The sequence below is a fragment of the Pantoea sp. BS_8 genome (assembly GCF_041954965.1).
GTDB classification, from domain to species: domain Bacteria; phylum Pseudomonadota; class Gammaproteobacteria; order Enterobacterales; family Enterobacteriaceae; genus Pantoea; species Pantoea stewartii.
On record NZ_JAVAXU010000008.1, the window covers coordinates 13,625 to 30,840 of the forward strand.

Annotated in this window: 15 protein-coding genes and 5 tRNA genes; 2 read left to right on the forward strand and 18 right to left on the reverse strand. The window is 52.2% G+C overall.

Features of this window, described 5'->3' with window-relative positions; translation table 11 throughout:
• Positions 1-76: 76 nt before the first annotated feature.
• Complete coding sequence (gene ffh / locus RAC65_RS15065) at positions 77-1,438, reverse strand: signal recognition particle protein (protein WP_006120711.1); 1,362 nt, start codon at positions 1,436-1,438, stop codon at positions 77-79.
• A 167-nt stretch (positions 1,439-1,605) separates the two neighbouring features.
• Between ffh and RAC65_RS15070 the strand changes: the two genes are divergently transcribed.
• Together RAC65_RS15070 and RAC65_RS15075 are read left to right on the forward strand one after the other, a co-directional pair.
• On the forward strand, positions 1,606-2,403 hold the full coding sequence (locus RAC65_RS15070; protein WP_006120712.1) for an inner membrane protein YpjD: 798 nt from the start codon (positions 1,606-1,608) through the stop codon (positions 2,401-2,403).
• 18 nt (positions 2,404-2,421) lie between these two features.
• On the forward strand, positions 2,422-3,708 hold the full coding sequence (locus RAC65_RS15075; protein WP_033739517.1) for an HlyC/CorC family transporter: 1,287 nt from the start codon (positions 2,422-2,424) through the stop codon (positions 3,706-3,708).
• Positions 3,709-3,834: 126 nt separating this feature from the next.
• Here the strand turns inward: RAC65_RS15075 and luxS are convergent, their stop codons facing one another.
• From luxS to mltB, 17 genes are all read right to left on the reverse strand, one after another.
• Positions 3,835-4,350, reverse strand: coding sequence for an S-ribosylhomocysteine lyase (luxS, locus tag RAC65_RS15080; protein WP_006120714.1), 516 nt, complete (start codon positions 4,348-4,350; stop codon positions 3,835-3,837).
• Positions 4,351-4,501: 151 nt separating this feature from the next.
• Positions 4,502-6,106: a glutamate--cysteine ligase gene (gene gshA, locus RAC65_RS15085; RefSeq protein WP_058702176.1), complete on the reverse strand. Its 1,605-nt coding sequence runs from the start codon at positions 6,104-6,106 to the stop codon at positions 4,502-4,504.
• A gap of 31 nt (positions 6,107-6,137) precedes the next feature.
• Complete coding sequence (locus RAC65_RS15090; RefSeq protein ID WP_006120716.1) at positions 6,138-6,566, reverse strand: YqaA family protein; 429 nt, start codon at positions 6,564-6,566, stop codon at positions 6,138-6,140.
• Positions 6,563-7,129: a fructose-1-phosphate/6-phosphogluconate phosphatase gene (yqaB, locus tag RAC65_RS15095; protein WP_375093945.1), complete on the reverse strand. Its 567-nt coding sequence runs from the start codon at positions 7,127-7,129 to the stop codon at positions 6,563-6,565. The genes RAC65_RS15090 and yqaB overlap by 4 nt, the downstream gene beginning before the upstream one ends.
• A gap of 747 nt (positions 7,130-7,876) precedes the next feature.
• Positions 7,877-7,953, reverse strand: a tRNA-Arg gene (locus RAC65_RS15100).
• 179 nt (positions 7,954-8,132) lie between these two features.
• Positions 8,133-8,209: transfer RNA gene (locus RAC65_RS15105), tRNA-Arg, on the reverse strand.
• A gap of 188 nt (positions 8,210-8,397) precedes the next feature.
• Positions 8,398-8,474 (reverse strand) — tRNA-Arg (locus RAC65_RS15110).
• Between the two features lie 135 nt (positions 8,475-8,609).
• Positions 8,610-8,686, reverse strand: a tRNA-Arg gene (locus tag RAC65_RS15115).
• 8 nt (positions 8,687-8,694) lie between these two features.
• Positions 8,695-8,787: transfer RNA gene (locus RAC65_RS15120), tRNA-Ser, on the reverse strand.
• 284 nt (positions 8,788-9,071) lie between these two features.
• Positions 9,072-9,257 carry a carbon storage regulator CsrA gene (csrA, locus tag RAC65_RS15125; RefSeq protein WP_006120718.1) on the reverse strand — a complete coding sequence of 62 codons (186 nt, stop codon included), beginning with the start codon at positions 9,255-9,257 and terminating at the stop codon, positions 9,072-9,074.
• A 249-nt stretch (positions 9,258-9,506) separates the two neighbouring features.
• The gene (gene alaS, locus RAC65_RS15130; protein WP_375093906.1) at positions 9,507-12,134 is read right to left on the reverse strand and encodes an alanine--tRNA ligase; all 2,628 of its coding nucleotides are present in this window, start codon (positions 12,132-12,134) and stop codon (positions 9,507-9,509) included.
• A gap of 131 nt (positions 12,135-12,265) precedes the next feature.
• A complete protein-coding gene (locus RAC65_RS15135) occupies positions 12,266-12,778 on the reverse strand; it encodes a regulatory protein RecX (RefSeq protein ID WP_080752857.1) in 513 nt (170 codons plus the stop codon).
• 114 nt (positions 12,779-12,892) lie between these two features.
• Positions 12,893-13,963, reverse strand: a complete 1,071-nt coding sequence (gene recA, locus RAC65_RS15140) for a recombinase RecA (protein ID WP_006120721.1) — start codon at positions 13,961-13,963, stop codon at positions 12,893-12,895.
• 95 nt (positions 13,964-14,058) lie between these two features.
• Positions 14,059-14,553, reverse strand: coding sequence for a nicotinamide-nucleotide amidase (gene pncC, locus RAC65_RS15145; RefSeq protein ID WP_039338334.1), 495 nt, complete (start codon positions 14,551-14,553; stop codon positions 14,059-14,061).
• A gap of 105 nt (positions 14,554-14,658) precedes the next feature.
• Complete coding sequence (tam, locus tag RAC65_RS15150) at positions 14,659-15,435, reverse strand: trans-aconitate 2-methyltransferase (protein WP_277283073.1); 777 nt, start codon at positions 15,433-15,435, stop codon at positions 14,659-14,661.
• Positions 15,436-15,630: 195 nt separating this feature from the next.
• The gene (locus tag RAC65_RS15155; RefSeq protein WP_006120723.1) at positions 15,631-15,966 is read right to left on the reverse strand and encodes a zinc ribbon domain-containing protein YjdM; all 336 of its coding nucleotides are present in this window, start codon (positions 15,964-15,966) and stop codon (positions 15,631-15,633) included.
• Positions 15,967-16,041: 75 nt separating this feature from the next.
• Positions 16,042-17,130 carry a lytic murein transglycosylase B gene (gene mltB, locus RAC65_RS15160; RefSeq protein ID WP_375096847.1) on the reverse strand — a complete coding sequence of 363 codons (1,089 nt, stop codon included), beginning with the start codon at positions 17,128-17,130 and terminating at the stop codon, positions 16,042-16,044.
• Positions 17,131-17,216 lie beyond the last annotated feature (86 nt).

A 17,216-nucleotide genomic window follows, 5' to 3' on the forward strand; every position in this document is an offset into this window, starting at 1 on the left:
AAGCCCGAAAATTTTACTCATTTTGGCGCAAAAAGCAACCTAAACTGAGCCATCCCAGGTTTTTTTGTGGAACCCCTTAGCGTCCGGGGAAACCTGGCGGCATCATACCTTTCATGCCGCGCATCATTTTCGCCATTCCGCCCTTCTTCATTTTCTTCATCATCCGCTGCATGTCGTCGAACTGCTTTAATAAGCGGTTAACGTCCTGCACCTGCATACCGGAGCCGGTGGCAATACGGCGCTTACGTGAGCCTTTGATGATTTCTGGTTTTTCGCGCTCTTTGCGCGTCATTGAATTGATGATGGCTTCCATGCGGACCAGCACTTTGTCATCCATCTGCGATTTCACGTTGTCAGGCAGTTGCCCCATGCCCGGCAGCTTGCCCATCAGGCTCGCCATTCCGCCCATGTTGCGCATCTGCTTCAGTTGCTCAAGGAAATCATTGAGATCAAAACCGTCGCCGGTTTTCAGCTTCTTCGCCAGTTTTTCCGCTTGCGCGCGGTCAACTTTGCTCTCGATATCTTCAATAAGCGAGAGGACGTCGCCCATACCAAGGATGCGTGAGGCGATACGGTCCGGATAAAACGCTTCCAGCGCATCGGTCTTCTCGCCCATCCCCATAAACTTGATTGGCTTGCCCGTGATATGGCGAATCGACAGCGCGGCACCGCCGCGCGCGTCACCATCCACTTTCGTCAGGATAACCCCTGTCAGCGGCAGCGCTTCATTAAAGGCCTTCGCGGTATTCGCCGCATCCTGACCGGTCATGGCATCCACGACAAACAGGGTTTCAACCGGATTAATCGCGGCATGAACCTGTTTAATCTCGTCCATCATCGCTTCGTCTACGTGCAGACGACCTGCGGTATCCACCAGCAATACATCGTAAAACTTGAGTTTGGCTTCACGCAGCGCGTTGTTGACGATATCAACAGGCTTCTGGCTCAGATCGGACGGGCAGAAATCCACCCCCACCTGTTGTGCCAGGGTTTCCAGCTGTTTGATCGCCGCCGGGCGATAAACGTCCGCGGACACCACCAGCACTTTTTTCTTGTGCTTTTCACGCAGGAATTTACCCAGCTTACCCACACTGGTGGTTTTACCCGCACCCTGCAGGCCCGCCATCAGCACGACAGCCGGCGGCTGCGCGGCCAGATCCAGCGCGTTGTTTTCTGCGCCCATCGCCGCAACCAGTTCATTGCGGACGATTTTGATAAATTCCTGCCCCGGCGTCAGGCTTTTATTGACGTCATGGCCCACCGCGCTTTCTTTTACGCGGTTAATGAAATCCCGCACCACCGGCAGCGCAACGTCAGCTTCCAGCAATGCCATGCGCACTTCGCGCAGCGTGTCTTTGATGTTGTCTTCAGTCAGCCTTCCGCGGCCGCTGATATTGCGCAGAGTTTGCGACAAACGATCGGTTAAATTGTCAAACATTGTCTCTCACTTAAAAAAAATCGCGAGGCGCCATATCGGCAGAATGCGGCGGATTATAACACGAAGCCGAGCCGATCTCTTCAATTCCACCTCAGATCGTTTGGAGCCTGCTTCGCCTGGCGCTATACTGCCCTTTTCCTTTATCTGACTGATGCCTGAAAGGAACTATGTCCGTTTTCGCGATTGTGGCGCTGTTCGCCTACTCCCTGAGTCTTGCACTCATCATCCCCAGCCTGTTGAAACGTCAAAGCGGCTGGCGTCGGTTAGCTGTGTTGTCGGCCTGTGTGGCGCTTGTCACCCACGCCGTCGCCCTGCAGCAACGAATTTTCGCTGTCGATGGCGGGCAAAACCTCAGCCTGCTGAATATTGGTTCGCTGGTCAGCCTGCTGATCTGTGCCATTATGACCATTGTTGCCTCACGGAATCGTGGCTGGTTACTGCTGCCGATTGTCTACAGCTTTGCCTTAATTAACCTGGCTTTTGCCACATTTGTACCGAACGCATTCATTACCCATCTTGAAACAACGCCAGGCATTATGATCCACATTGGCCTGTCGCTGTTTGCCTATGCCACGCTGATTATTGCGGCGTTGTATGCGTTACAGCTGGCATGGATTGACTACCAGTTGAAAAACAAAAAGCTGGCCTTCACGCAGGATATGCCACCGCTGCTGACCATTGAACGGAAGATGTTCCACATCACCCAGGTCGGCGTGGTGTTACTGACGCTGGTGCTGTGTACGGGCCTGTTCTATATGCACGATCTGTTCAGCGCCGAGAACGTGGATAAAGCCGTGCTGTCCATAATTGCCTGGTTTGTCTACATCGTTTTGCTCTGGGGCCACTATCATGAAGGCTGGCGCGGTCGCCGTGTGGTGTGGTTCAACTGCAGCGGCGCTGTGCTGCTGACGATGGCTTATTTCGGCAGTCGCGTGCTTCAGCATCTGCTTATTCACAGTTCTTAATCAAAAGGAAGTTTTGCGGTGGAACATGTTTCGACCACGACCCTGATTGTCACGCTCATCATCATGGTGTTGGTTTCAGCCTACTTTTCGGGTTCTGAGACCGGCATGATGACGCTCAATCGGTATAAATTGCGTCATCAGGCAAAAAATGGTCACCGCGCCGCCCGCCGCGTTGAAAAGTTGTTAAAGCGTCCCGATCGCCTTATCAGCCTGGTGCTCATCGGGAATAACCTGGTCAATATCCTTGCGTCCGCCATTGGCACCATTGTGGGAATGCGCCTGTATGGTGACGCCGGTGTGGCGATTGCGACGGGTGTTCTGACCTTTGTCGTGCTGGTTTTTGCCGAGGTGCTCCCTAAAACCGTTGCTGCACTTTATCCAGAAAAAGTCGCCTATCCCAGTAGCTTTCTGCTGGGCCCGCTGCAGTACGTTATGCTGCCGCTGGTCTGGTTACTGAATACCATTACGCGTCTACTGATGCGTCTTGTCGGCATTCGGGCAGAGGGGGCTATCAGTTCCGCGTTAAGTAAAGAGGAACTGCGCACTATCGTTTATGAATCACGTACGCACATGTCCCGACGCAACCAGGACATGTTGCTGTCCGTACTGGACCTGGAAAAGGTCAGCGTGGACGATATTATGGTGCCACGCAATGAAATCGTCGGCATCAATATCAATGACGACTGGAAATCCGTGATTCGTCAGCTCAGCCACTCACCGCACGGTCGTATTGTACTGTTCCGCGACTCACTGGATGACTGCGTGGGCATGCTGCGCGTGCGTGAAGCCTGGCGCATGATGACGGAGAAAAAAGAGTTCACTAAAGAGATGTTGCTGCGTGCCGCTGATGAAATTTACTACATCCCGGAAGGCACTCCGCTTAATACACAGTTGGTGAAGTTTCAGCGCAACAAGAAAAAGACCGGTCTGGTCGTTGATGAATATGGCGATATTAAAGGGTTAATCTCTATCGAGGATATTCTGGAAGAAATTGTCGGGGACTTCACTACCTCGATGTCGCCGTCGCTGGCCGAAGAGGTCATGCCGCAAAACGATGGCTCGGTGCTCATTGAAGGCAGCGCCAATATTCGTGAGATCAACAAAGCTTTCAACTGGCAGTTACCCGAGCAGGAAGCGCGCACGATTAACGGCATGCTGCTGGAGGCGCTGGAAGAGATCCCCACCGTTAATACGCGAGTCCGGGTGAATCATTACGACGTCGATATCCTGGATGTGCAGGATAATATGATTAAGCAGGTGCGCATTACGCCACAGACGCCGCTTAAACAGTCTGTAGGCTCCTGAGCAGAATAAAGCCGCCTTTTAGGGCGGCTTTTTATTGGCCTGGCTCCGGCTTTTTGCATAAACGGCGAGCCGTAACCCAATAAAAAACGCCGCGTATGCGCGGCGTTTTTGTGAGAACAGCCCAGACTAGATGTGCAGCTCTTTTAGCTTTTCAGCAGGCAGTTTCAGATCGTCATTGTGGTTAACGCCGATCTCCTGTGCCAGCACATTACGGGCAATTTGCTGCGCTTCATCCAGCGAATGCAGCTTGTAACTTCCACACTGGTATTCATTCAGCTCAGGAATCTGGTTCTGATCTTTCACTTTCAGCACATCTTCCATCGCGCCTTTCCAGGCCTGTGCCACACGTTGCTCATCTGGCGCACCAATCAGGCTCATGTAGAAGCCGGTACGGCAACCCATAGGTGAAATATCGACAATTTCTACGCCATCACCGTTGAGGTGGTTACGCATAAAACCTGCAAACAGATGCTCAAGCGTATGGATGCCACGTTCAGTCAGAATATCGATATTGGGGCGACAAAAACGCAGATCGAAAACGGTAATCGTATCGCCATGCGGCGTCTTCATGGTTTTTGCAACACGCACGGCGGGCGCGGCCATGATGGTATGATCTACAGTAAAACTATCCAGTAATGGCATACGTCACCTCTTAGTCTGAAAAATTTTTTATGAACGATGAAACTTTTCCGATCGCCCAGCGTCTGAATATATGAAAGACGCGCATTTGTTATCATCCATCCCTGACAACAGAGATGTTAATTTGGCCACAGTGATGTGGCCTTTTTCTTTTCTACCCTTCCCGGCTGGCCAGATAGGTTTCAAAATCCAGCGTATCACTCGCTTCGAGCTGCTGTTGCGCTGCAACAGATGCCTGCGCCTGTTGCGCAAAGTCTTCTGGCTTTAACACTTCCAGCGGCTCATTAACCAGCAGCTGACGATACTGTTCCGCCAGCATAATCCCCGTGCCCGTTACGCCGTGTTCTTTCATGGCATTCAGAATACGTGCCGAATAGGTTAGCTCAGGATCGTCAAAGGATGCTACCAGTTCATCGCAGACCTGCTGATATTCAGTGGTGCCCTGATTACTGTCCAGCGCTTCTGCGACGCGGCGCAGGTCGGCGAACAAGGTTTTGCCCACCTCGCGCAGTGAATATTCCGCCTCACCACATCCTACCGCAATCTTCAGGTCAGGCTTACGTCCTTCCAGCACCACGCGGTTCCAGTTCTGCCGGCTACATTGTAATTCATCAGCGCTCATTTCAGGCGCGTCTGCCAGCGTGCACCAGATCAGGAACAGATCGAGGAAGCGGACCTGATTCTCATCCACACCAACAGGTGAGAAGGGGTTGATGTCCATGGAACGCACTTCAATGTACTCAATACCACCCCGTAACAGCGCATCTGATGGAGCTTCTCCGGAACGGGTAACGCGTTTCGGACGAATCGGCGCATAGAGTTCATTTTCAATCTGCAATACGTTGGTATTCAGCTGTAACCAGTTGCCCTCAGCATCCCGGGTGCCCATCTTCACAAAGTCTTCTGAAGGCGTTTTAATCGCTTTTTTCAGTGCGCTGACGTAACCCTCAAGGGAATTAAAGGTAATGCCCAATGCACTTTGTGACTTGTTCGTGTAACCCAGGTCGCTCAGACGTAACGATGTCGCGTAAGGCAGCCACAGCGTGCCTTTGTCATCGTGTTTAAACGGCAGTGCGCTTTCTTTGCCCTGCAGGAAGCTGGAGCAGATAGCAGGTGATGCGCCAAACAAATAAGGAATGACCCAGCCAAAGCGATAATAGTTACGAATCAGGCGCAGATAGCCCGCAGAAATCGTCTCTTTACCACTTTCGTAATCTTTTACGTCTGCCCATGCCTGCCAGAACGACAGCGGCAGAGAGAAATTATAGTGAATGCCGGAGATGGTTTGCATCAGCGCACCATAGCGGTTTTTAAGCCCCTGGCGATACAGCGTTTTCATCCGACCAATATTCGATGTGCCATACTGCGCCAGCGTAATCTTATCGGCGTCCTCAATCAGGCAAGGCATGCTAAAAGGCCACATGCGTTCGTCACCGAGCTCATCCGCAACATGGCGGTGGACATCGCGCAAAAACGCCAGCATATGCTCAATGCTGTGATCGACTGGGGTAATGAACTCCAGCAGCGTCTCAGCAAAGTCAGTGGTGATCCAGTCATGCTTAAGCGCCGATCCGAGCGACGCAGGATGCGCAGTCGTTGCAAGATGTCCATCCGGCTGCACGCGCAACGTTTCACGTTCGATGCCACGACCAATGCCTTTTAATGCATCAGGATGCGCCTCCAGCCAGGATAACGCTTTTGATACGTCGGGGATCACATTAACCTCCGGCTGTGTGAATAATTTATTTTTGTTCAGCATAGTGTTAACCCTAGCCCCGAATCTGTACGAATCAATGCCACCATTCCATGCCCTGTAATGTGGCGGTCGCAATAACGATGTAACGCAGAGTTTTGCCAATCGCCAGAAACAGCACAGTGGGTAGCCAGGCAAAACGCAACCAGCCTGCAAGCACGCAGAGCAAATCACCCACTACCGGCAACCAACTCAATAACAAAGCCGCCGGCCCAAGCCGCTGCAACCATGCCATTGCTGTTTCATGCCATCGCCCCTGACGTTTTAACGGCAATAAGCGACCCAAAATTATGTTGGTCAAGCCACCCAGGGTATTCCCTAACGATGCGACTCCAATCAACCCGTAAACTGATGCGCTTTTCGCGATCAGCAATGCAACCAACAGCGCCTCTGAACTACCCGGAAGTAGCGTCGCACTAAGAAAGCTGCTGCTCAATAAAGACAGATATGCCAGCGTCTCGCTCACAGCAGACGGACATCAACCACGGCCATACCTGCGGCTTTCGCTGCCTGTACGCCAAAATCTGCGTCTTCAAATACCACACAACGCGCCGGTTCAACGCCCAGTAATGCCGCACAGCGCAGGAACGTCTCGGGCTCCGGTTTGTGATGCTCGACGTCATCCGCCCCAACCACCGCCGAGAAGAGATCTCTGACACCCAGATGATTAAGAAGTGCATCTGCCATGGCGTGCTGGCTACCGGTGCCAACAGCCAGAGGTCGACGTCTGTGATAAGCCTTAACGACGTCCATTAACGGAAGCGGCTGGACATTTTCCAGCAGCATCGCTTTTACTGCCGCCGTTTTTTCTGCGGCAAGCAGATAAGGATCGTGATCGGCGTTATTGGTTTCGACAATTAGCTGCGCCAGCCGCCATGATGGCGCACCATTGAAATCCATCATGCGCGCTTCATCAAACGTTAAGCCATAACGCGTCAGCACCTGACGCCACGCTTTTCGATGTGTCGGTTCTGTATCAAGAATAGTCCCGTCCATATCGAAAATCAGGGCGTCGTATTGATCGTAGATTGTCACAGAGGACCTCCAACAAATGAGCCACTACTTTAGCTGAATGTGCGTAGGTTGTCGCCAGGCGGGATGAACAGCAAATGCTTTGAAAGCATTAGCTATTTTAGTTTTCAGATAAAGGTGATCGTGATGGAAAGCCTGTAACCCTTCGAATTTCCAATGGTTTTAGCAGGAAAGCAGAACGTAAGCATTATGTTAAGAAAGCCGAAGTGCCTGCCATCCGGGACAGAAAGTTTACGTCGCGATAAACACGATATTCCTTACAAAATCAGCCTGATCGAGAGGAATTCAATACTATGTTTATGACTAAAACAGTTAAGTTGGCGTTCTGGATTGCGACGGTAAGGCTGGATGTTACGCACCTGCTGCACCAGGAAGGCGCTGAATGAAATACACGACGCCAATCCTTGCTTTTGCGTTTAGCACGCGTGGCGAGGTTGTGTGGACTGTCAGGTGGAGCGCAGAGAGAAGGCGTTTGAAGATTAATCGCGATACACCGGGAGGATGATTCGGCTCGCGCCTTACCCTTCGGGCCGTTGCTGACGCAACGCTGGTTCTGACTGACAGACTGAATGGCTTACAGACCAGAAACATATGTTCGTACTGAAAAGTAGGGTGCATCCGGGAGGATGATTCGGCTGACGCCTTACCCTTCGGGCCGTTGCTGTCGCAACGTTATCCTCCCTGGTTCTGACTGACAGACTGAATGGCTTACAGACCAGGAACACATGTTCGTACTGAAAAGTATGGTGCATCCGGGAGGATTCGAACCTCCGACCGCTCGGTTCGTAGCCGAGTACTCTATCCAGCTGAGCTACGGATGCATTTAGAAAGCTTTATGGGACGGCAGAAGCCAGTCTGGGGGATAATACGAAGAATGGTGCATCCGGGAGGATGATTCGGCTCGCGCCTTACCCTTCTGTCCGTTGCTGACGCAACGCTGGTTCTGACTGCCAGACTGATTGGCTTACAGACCAGGAACACACGTCCACACTGAAAAGTATGGTGCATCCGGGAGGATTCGAACCTCCGACCGCTCGGTTCGTAGCCGAGTACTCTATCCAGCTGAGCTACGGATGCATTTAGAAAGCTTTTATGGAACGGCAGAAATAAACCTGGGGATAATACGAAGAATGGTGTATCCGGGAGGATGATTCGGCTCACGCCTTACCCTTCGGGCTGTTGCTGTCGCAACGTTATCCTCCCTGGTTCTGACTGACAGATTAAATGTCTTACAGACCAGGAACACACGTCCATACTGGAAAGTATGGTGCATCCGGGAGGATTCGAACCTCCGACCGCTCGGTTCGTAGCCGAGTACTCTATCCAGCTGAGCTACGGATGCATTATGAAATTCTTGTACAACGCAGGGTGCTAACGACTCACCATGAAGGAATTGCTAATTCACTTTACAACTCTGTTCCGATACTGTTCTCTGCTGGCGCGTAGCCTTGCATCAACGTGTCCATATTCAACGATATGGTGCATCCGGGAGGATTCGAACCTCCGACCGCTCGGTTCGTAGCCGAGTACTCTATCCAGCTGAGCTACGGATGCATCGGAAATGGCGGTGAGGGAGGGATTCGAACCCTCGATACAGCTTTTGACCGTATACTCCCTTAGCAGGGGAGCGCCTTCAGCCTCTCGGCCACCTCACCTTACGCGTTCTTCCGAACTGTGCTCCTGAACTTTGTTTCCGCTCATCGGCACTGCGTGGCGCACATATTACTTTCCCGGACTTATAAGTCAAACAATTTTTCGGAAGGTTTTTTCTGTTTGCACAAATGACAGGCAATTGGGACAAAATGACGGCAAAAAGGGTGAATAATCAACAATGAAAGATGATGAAGTTAACAAAAATGGGCGATAAACAGAAAAAAGGAAATTAAGCGGCGGGAGGAAAAAGGGGAGCGTCTCGCACAGGTGCGAGACGCAGAATCTGTCAGACGTTAGTTTGTTGCGTTTTTTCGGCCTGGATGCGCTGGTAAATCTCTTCGCGATGCACAGACACTTCTTTGGGTGCGTTAACACCAATACGGACCTGGTTACCTTTGACGCCCAGCACCGTTACAGTCACCTCATCGCCAATCATGAGGGTTTCACCAACTCGACGAGTTAGAATAAGCATTCTTTGCTCCTTGAAAGATTAAAAGAGTCGGGCTCATACAGCTTCCCGGCGTTATCCATCACTTAACGCTGTACACAGGTTATGAGAAATACACCATTGCACATCAACGCGCCAATACATTCTGCTGATAAATAGTTTAGCCGAAATACGCTACATCAACCCGACTTTGTCACTAGCAAATTTAACACCGTATTAAAAAGCGCCGGAACACCAGTTCTGACGCTTGCTACGATGAATTATTTTATTTCATCACAGACGGCTCGAAACCCATCCTTCAACACCTGCCAGCGCACCTTTCAGTGCCGTAGCATCACTGCCACCTGCCTGCGCCATATCAGGTCGACCACCGCCTTTCCCGCCCACTTTCGGGGCAAGTTCAGCAATCAGCTCTCCCGCTTTTACGCGGTCGGTAAGATCTTTTGTTACGCCAGCAATCAATGACACTTTGCCCTCAGCGACAGTGGCCAGAACAATGATGGCCGAACCCAGCTGATTTTTAAGATCATCAACCATAGTGCGCAACATTTTCGGATCGGTGTTACTGAGCTCTGTCACCAGCAGCTTCGCGCCTTTCACATCAATGGCGTTGTTGCCAAGCTGGGCACTTTCCTGCGCAGCCTGCTGATCGCGCAACTGCTGTAATTCTTTTTCCAGCGACCGCACGTGATCAACCAGCCCACGCACTTTGTCGTTCAGGTTGCTGCTGTTGGCTTTCACCAACTGAGCAATGTCCTGTAACTGACTGCTCTGGGCATAAACCTGCGCCAGTGCTGCTTCACCCGTGACCGCTTCAATGCGGCGAATACCGGCTGCGCTACCCGATTCAGCCTGAATACGGAACAGACCAATATCCCCCGTACGTGCGGCGTGCGTACCACCACAGAGTTCAACAGAGAAATCGCCCATGGTCAGTACACGCACGCGTTGGTCATATTTCTCGCCAAACAGCGCCATTGCGCCTTTCGCCTTCGCCGCCTCAAGATCCATCACGTCGGTTTCTACCGGTAAGTTGCGACGGATTTGCGCGTTCACAATATCTTCGACCTGACGAATCTCCTGAGGTTTCATGGCCTCAAAATGAGAGAAGTCAAAACGCAGGTATTTATCGTTAACCAGAGAGCCTTTCTGTGCGACGTGCTCACCCAGCACCTGACGCAATGCAGCATGCATTAAGTGCGTTGCGGAGTGATTCAGACGGATACGTGCACGACGTGCTTCATCAACCACCGCCTCCACGCGGTCGCCAATGCGCAACTGACCGCTGCTCACTTTGCCAATATGCCCAATTGCCTGGCCATATTTCTGCGTATCCTGAACCTGGAATTCAACGTTATTGCCTTTCAGCACACCGGTATCGCCAACCTGACCACCCGACTCGCCATAGAAAGGCGTTTCATCCAGCACTACCACCGCATCCTGCCCTGCCGAAACGACGTCAACCGCTTCACCTGCGACGAACAGCCCTTTCACCGTCGCGGCCAGGTCCAGTTGGTCATAGCCTTTAAAGGATGAGGCCGCATCTGTGCGGATGACATTGCTGTAGTCAGCGCCAAAGCCGCTGGCTTCACGGGCCCGTTGACGCTGTTGTTCCATGGCTTTTTCAAAACCGGCTTCGTCAATTTTGAGATTACGCTCACGGCAGACATCGGCCGTTAAATCGGCAGGAAAACCAAAGGTATCGTACAAACGGAAGACAGTTTCACCATCCAGCGTATCGCCTTTCAGTTTAACCAGTTCGTCATCAAGCAGGGCCAGGCCACGCTCCAGCGTTTTCGCAAACTGCTCTTCTTCGCTCTTCAGAACATTTTCAACCTGAGCCTGTTGGCGCTGCAGCTCTTCGCCAGCCGCCCCCATCACCTCAATCAGTGGCGCAACCAGTTTGTAGAAGAACGCCTCTTTCGCACCCAACATGTTGCCGTGACGCACTGCACGACGAATGATACGGCGCAGAACATAACCGCGGTTTTCGTTCGACGGGATCACGCCATCCGCAATCAGGAATGCACAGGAGCGGATATGATCGGCAATAACGCGCAACGACTTATTGCTCAGATCGGTCGCACCAGTGACCTCAGCAACCGCGTTAATCAGCTTCTGGAACAGATCGATTTCATAGTTGGAATTCACATGTTGCAGGACCGCCGTGATGCGTTCCAGCCCCATTCCGGTATCTACCGACGGCTTAGGTAATGGCAGCATGGTGCCATCCGCCTGACGGTTAAACTGCATGAAGACGATGTTCCAGATTTCGATGTAACGATCGCCGTCCTCTTCAGGACTGCCTGGCGGTCCGCCCCAGATATGATCGCCATGATCGTAGAAAATCTCGGTGCAGGGACCACAAGGACCCGTGTCCCCCATCTGCCAGAAGTTATCTGACGCGTAAGCACTGCCTTTGTTGTCGCCAATACGGATAATACGTTCGCGCGGAACACCAATATCATTGGCCCAGATGTCGAACGCTTCGTCATCGGTTTCATAGACAGTAACCCAAAGGCGCTCTTTCGGCAGCCTGAACCATTGGTCACCGGTCAGCAGTTCCCAGGCATAGGCAATGGCTTCTTTTTTGAAATAGTCGCCGAAGCTGAAGTTGCCCAGCATTTCAAAAAAGGTGTGATGGCGTGCGGTGTAACCGACGTTTTCAAGGTCGTTATGCTTCCCGCCCGCACGAACGCAACGCTGCGACGTGGTGGCGCGGGTATAGTCACGCTTGTCCTGACCGAGAAACACATCTTTAAACTGGTTCATTCCGGCGTTAGTAAACAGTAACGTCGGATCGTTGTTCGGTACCAGGGAGCTGCTTGCTACAACCTGATGTCCCTTACTATTGAAAAAGTCGAGAAACGCTTGACGGATCTCAGCAGTGCTCTTGCTCATATATATCCTGGAATCACGCTAACGAAAGGTCCTTCTTTATCAGGCGTACCGCGTTATCACGGCAGCAAGCTTAAGGAACCAAAAGGGGTAAGATAAATATTCTTCGGAGGGAAGTAAAATCACATCGGCCTTTAGTCGTCAAAATTTCTGAAAACCTGCTGAATATCTTCACTCAGAAAGCCTTTTGCATGCAGATAGCGTTGCACTTTTGCTTTTTCTTTCCATTCGGTCGGCAACGGATGGCCAAATTTCTTTTCTGCCAGTTCCGCTGCGCAGGCTGACCAGTCGATCTCCGTCTCTTCCATGGCGAGATCAATCGCATCACGGCTTATGCCCTTTTGCCCCAGCTCCAGCCGGATCCGTTGTGGGCCAAAGCCTTTACGGCTGCGGCTCTGAATAAATCGCTCTGTGAAGCGCTCATCGTTCAGCCAGCCATTTTCGCTGCACCAGTTGATGACCCTTTCCAACAGCTCGGGAGTGATAATTTCAGGTTCTTTTTGTTTTATCCACGCACTGCGCTGGGCAGATAACTGCAGTTTTTGTTTGAGCTCTTCGCGACTGTGATCGCGCTGACCCAGCAGGCGCATTGCCCGATCGAGCAGGCGTGAAAAAGAGATAACGTGTGGCTGAGGTTGTTCAGACATACTGCGCACCTTTAACAAACGGAAAGAGAGTATGGAGGCAGAGGAGGAAAGAGGAAAGGCAAGTGAGAGGTTAACGTCAAACGGGAGCTGATTTCTCTGCTCCCGTTTCAGGCATTAATAGTCTTCGTTAGCTTCGCTGGCTGCATTCTCAACGTCGTCAGCGGAGAAGTCCGCTGCGTCGTTTTGCTCAGCGCCGTTGAGCAACATGTCGCGCAGTTTCAGGTCAATTTCGTTTGCGACAGCCGCATTTTCCTTGAGGAAGTTGCTGGCGTTTGCCTTACCCTGACCAATTTTATCGCCTTTATAGCTGTACCAGGCACCCGCTTTTTCAATCAGCTTGTGCTTCACACCGAGGTCTACCAGCTCACCGAAGGTGTTGATCCCTTCGCCATACATGATCTGGAACTCAGCCTGCTTAAAGGGCGCAGCAATTTTGTTCTTAACCACTTTAACGCGGGTTTCACTACCGACGACGTTATCACCCTCTTTGATGGCGCCAATACGGCGGATATCAAGGCGAACTGACGCGTAGAACTTCAGTGCGTTACCGCCGGTAGTGGTTTCCGGGTTACCGAACATCACACCAATTTTCATACGAATCTGGTTGATGAAGATCAGCAGCGTATTCGACTGTTTCAGGTTACCGGCCAGCTTACGCATCGCCTGGCTCATCATACGCGCCGCCAGGCCCATATGTGAGTCACCGATTTCGCCTTCAATTTCGGCTTTTGGTGTCAGGGCAGCAACGGAGTCGACGATAATCACGTCAACGGCACCGGAGCGCGCCAGCGCGTCACAGATTTCCAGCGCCTGTTCACCCGTATCGGGCTGTGAACACAGCAGGTTATCGATATCAACGCCCAGTTTCTTGGCGTAGACCGGATCCAGTGCGTGTTCAGCATCGATAAAGGCACAGGTTTTACCTTTACGCTGTGCGGCGGCAATCACCTGCAGCGTCAGCGTGGTTTTACCCGAGGCTTCAGGACCGTAGATCTCGACGATACGGCCCATCGGCAATCCACCCGCACCTAATGCGATATCCAGTGACAGGGAGCCTGTTGAGATGGTTTCCACATCCATTGAGCGGTCTTCACCCAAGCGCATGATGGAGCCTTTACCAAATTGCTTCTCAATCTGGCCGAGCGCGGCAGCTAAAGCCTTCTGTTTGTTTTCATCAATTGCCATTTCTACTCCTAATCATGCCGGGTAAACACGCACACATGGTGCCTGTGCACTTTCTGTTGCGAATAATTATACTGTATAGTCATACAGTATCAAGTTTAATTTTTCAGAAATTTACTGGCCAATGTCTGCAGCGCCCAGGCAACCGACTGACGGCGCACCGCATCACGGTCACCGTCAAACTGCTGGCGAAAAGCCATGACAATATCGTCGGGGCCGGCAAAGCCAAACCACACCGTTCCCACGGGTTTGTCTTCACTGCCCCCCTCCGGGCCAGCAATGCCGCTCACGGAAATGGCGTAATCGGCCCGCGCCTGCTGCCGGGCACCGACAGCCATTTCGCGCACTACGGCTTCACTGACCGCGCCAGATTGCGTCAGTGAGGCGGCACTGACGCCGACTAATTCCTGCTTGGCTTCATTACTGTAGGTCACGAATCCCCGTTCAAACCAGGCCGAGCTTCCACTGATGTCCGTAAACACCTTGGCGATCCAGCCGCCGGTGCAGGATTCGGCGCAGGTCACCGTAGCATTACGCTGCTTCAGCGCCTCACCAATCTGCGCACTCAACGTCTGCAACTGCGAATCATTCATTTTGTCGCTCCCTGTCAACGAGTACTGAACATGGTGCAAGCCCTGCCCTTTTTCAAGCGCCTGGGGTAAAGCAATGCAGAAATTGCGTGTGACTATCCAGATATTTTAGCGATTACGTGTCGCCACCATGAAAAGCCGGGGAAACGCCAGTAAGACCTTGCCGTCCTGCCGCGCCGGATACGCGGTCATGAGGCACTGGTGATAGGCGGCCAGAAACTGTTCCTGTTCAGATACGCTAAGTGGCGCAAGAAACGGACGCAGCCCGGTGGCTTTCAACCAGTGGATGATGGCCTGGGCATTATCCATAACGTGATAATAGGTGGTCCGCCAGATATCAACGGCACACCCGGCCGTTGTCAGCACATCGTAATAGTGTTCAGTTGAAGGTAATCGCTTGCGCTCGGCCGCCTGCGCGCTGATTTTGTCACGCCACGGCCCGGAAGTGGCCACATCTCGCATTAACTGATGTGAAGGCTCATCCAGATTATCAGGCATCTGGACGGCCAGCGTACCGCCGGGTGCCAGCTGATTTACGAGATGTGGTAAGAGCGAGGAATGGCCGCCCAGCCACTGTAGCGAGGCATTCGCATAGATAACCTGCTGTGGAATCGCGGCCTGCCAGGTGGCGATATCAGCCTGAATAAATGCGCATTGTGGTAGACGTTCACGCGCCTGCTCCAGCATGGCAGCAGAACTGTCGAGGCCCGTAATCTGCGCCTGTGGCCAGGCGTCGACAAGCAGTTCGGTACTGTTGCCGGGGCCGCACCCCAGATCGGTAACGAAACGGACATCTTCAACCCTGATTCTGGACAGTAATTCCTGAGCCGGTCGTGTTCTTTCGGCTTCGAACTTGCGATACAGCGTGGGATCCCATTCTTGCATAACGTTTCACCTCTCATGCGCTCCGGACACACAGAACATAGACGTACAAATACGCATAAAGTGCCCGTTCAGGCAACAAAAGGGATAATGTCTGGTGGGGCTGTCAACGGATTTTGGCAGAGCCGGTGAGTACCGGTAACGCATCAGGGCGACGTGAGGACACATGAAATCGGGCGCGCTGGGCGCCCAATACCATCAGTTCTTTTTGACAAACTCAGACTTCAGCTTCATCGGACCGAATCCGTCAATTTTACAATCGATATTGTGGTCGCCTTCTACCAGCCGGATACTCTTTACGCGGGTGCCAATCTTCAGCACAGAAGAGCTGCCCTTCACCTTGAGATCCTTGACAACCGTTACGCTGTCGCCATCTGCCAGTATATTGCCGTTAGCATCGCGAACGACCTGTTCCTGAGCGCTGTCGCTGCCTTCAGCTTGCGTCCAGATATGACCACATGACGGACAGTTTAGGTTCTCAGCATCCTGCCAGGTGTAATCAGCCTGGCAAACGGGACAAGCAGGTAAAGACATAACGACTCCAGATAATAACGGCGGCACAAAATACAGGGCCGCCATCATATAGCCTTACAGTTAATAAGGGTAGTATTAAAACAGCGAGCCCTTGCGCGCCTTGCTGACCGCTTCACCCAACTGCCACACAGCCATCGCATAATGCGTGCTGTTGTTATAACGCGTAATGGCATAGAAGTTAGGTAAACCGTACCAGTACTGATAACTGGTGCCTAAATCCAGCCGCAGCAGGCTGACCTGATCATTGCCGTCCAGCGGCCCCTGGGGAGAAAGTCCTGATGCGGCCAGCGTACTGACGCTGTAACGGGTCTTAAAGCCATTCTCCAGCATCGGTGCCTGGCCGCTGGCCGGCACGGCCACATTCTCGCCAGGACGCCAGCCATTCTGCTGAAAATAGTGCGCGACGCTGCCTATCGCATCGACCGGATCCCATAAATTAATATGGCCATCACCATTGAAGTCGACAGCGTAAGCTTTGTAGGACGATGGCATGAACTGGCCATAGCCCATCGCACCGGCAAACGATCCTTTGAGATCGAGTGGATCGTCTTTTTCATCACGCGCCATCAGCAAAAAGGTTTCCAGTTCGCTGCTGAAATAGGCAGAACGGCGTGGATAATCAAAGGAGAGCGTAGCCAGTGCATCCAGAATACGGGTTTTGCCCATAACACGGCCCCAGCGCGTTTCGACGCCAATAATGCCGACGATAATTTCCGGCGGAACGCCATAGACCTGCTGCGCGCGCTGCAGAGCATCCTGATATTGATTCCAGAACGCCACGCCATTTTGTACGTTATCCGGCGTAATAAACTTATCGCGATAGCGGATCCAGGCCCCGTTAGGCCCACTTGGTGGTGTATACGAGGGAGCCTGGCGATCCATCAGACGCAGGACATAATCCAGTCGTTTTGCCTGGCCGATGATGGCGTGGAGTTGCTGACGGTCAAAGCCGTACTTCGCCACCATTTTATCAATAAATTGTTCTGCAACAGGATTACTGGCGAAATCACCAAACATCGGTTGAACCGCATGTGCGGGTTCCAGTAAAAATCCGCCTTTCGGCGCAATCAGTTCCGCAGGAGGCTGCGGCTGCGAAGAGTGTGGCTTACTGCTACAGGCGGCAAGCAGGGCAAAAAGCGGAAGAAGAGCAAGCTTAGAACGCATTGGATATCCATATAACAAGCCAGACCAGGGATGTTAATGTTAATCGTTCAGCAGGAAGACATACAAACGTGATCGTATAAAAAATC

Excerpts from the sequence above, each read along its gene's own strand:
- ffh (WP_006120711.1), bottom strand. The coding sequence starts at position 1,438 with ATGTTTGACAATTTAACCGATCGTTTGTCGCAAACTCTGCGCAATATC.
- RAC65_RS15070 (WP_006120712.1), top strand. The coding sequence starts at position 1,606 with ATGTCCGTTTTCGCGATTGTGGCGCTGTTCGCCTACTCCCTGAGTCTT.
- luxS (WP_006120714.1), bottom strand. The coding sequence starts at position 4,350 with ATGCCATTACTGGATAGTTTTACTGTAGATCATACCATCATGGCCGCG.
- gshA (WP_058702176.1), bottom strand. The coding sequence starts at position 6,106 with ATGCTGAACAAAAATAAATTATTCACACAGCCGGAGGTTAATGTGATC.
- csrA (WP_006120718.1), bottom strand. The coding sequence starts at position 9,257 with ATGCTTATTCTAACTCGTCGAGTTGGTGAAACCCTCATGATTGGCGAT.
- alaS (WP_375093906.1), bottom strand. The coding sequence starts at position 12,134 with ATGAGCAAGAGCACTGCTGAGATCCGTCAAGCGTTTCTCGACTTTTTC.
- RAC65_RS15135 (WP_080752857.1), bottom strand. The coding sequence starts at position 12,778 with ATGTCTGAACAACCTCAGCCACACGTTATCTCTTTTTCACGCCTGCTC.
- recA (WP_006120721.1), bottom strand. The coding sequence starts at position 13,963 with ATGGCAATTGATGAAAACAAACAGAAGGCTTTAGCTGCCGCGCTCGGC.
- pncC (WP_039338334.1), bottom strand. The coding sequence starts at position 14,553 with ATGAATGATTCGCAGTTGCAGACGTTGAGTGCGCAGATTGGTGAGGCG.
- tam (WP_277283073.1), bottom strand. The coding sequence starts at position 15,435 with ATGCAAGAATGGGATCCCACGCTGTATCGCAAGTTCGAAGCCGAAAGA.
- RAC65_RS15155 (WP_006120723.1), bottom strand. The coding sequence starts at position 15,966 with ATGTCTTTACCTGCTTGTCCCGTTTGCCAGGCTGATTACACCTGGCAG.
- mltB (WP_375096847.1), bottom strand. The coding sequence starts at position 17,130 with ATGCGTTCTAAGCTTGCTCTTCTTCCGCTTTTTGCCCTGCTTGCCGCC.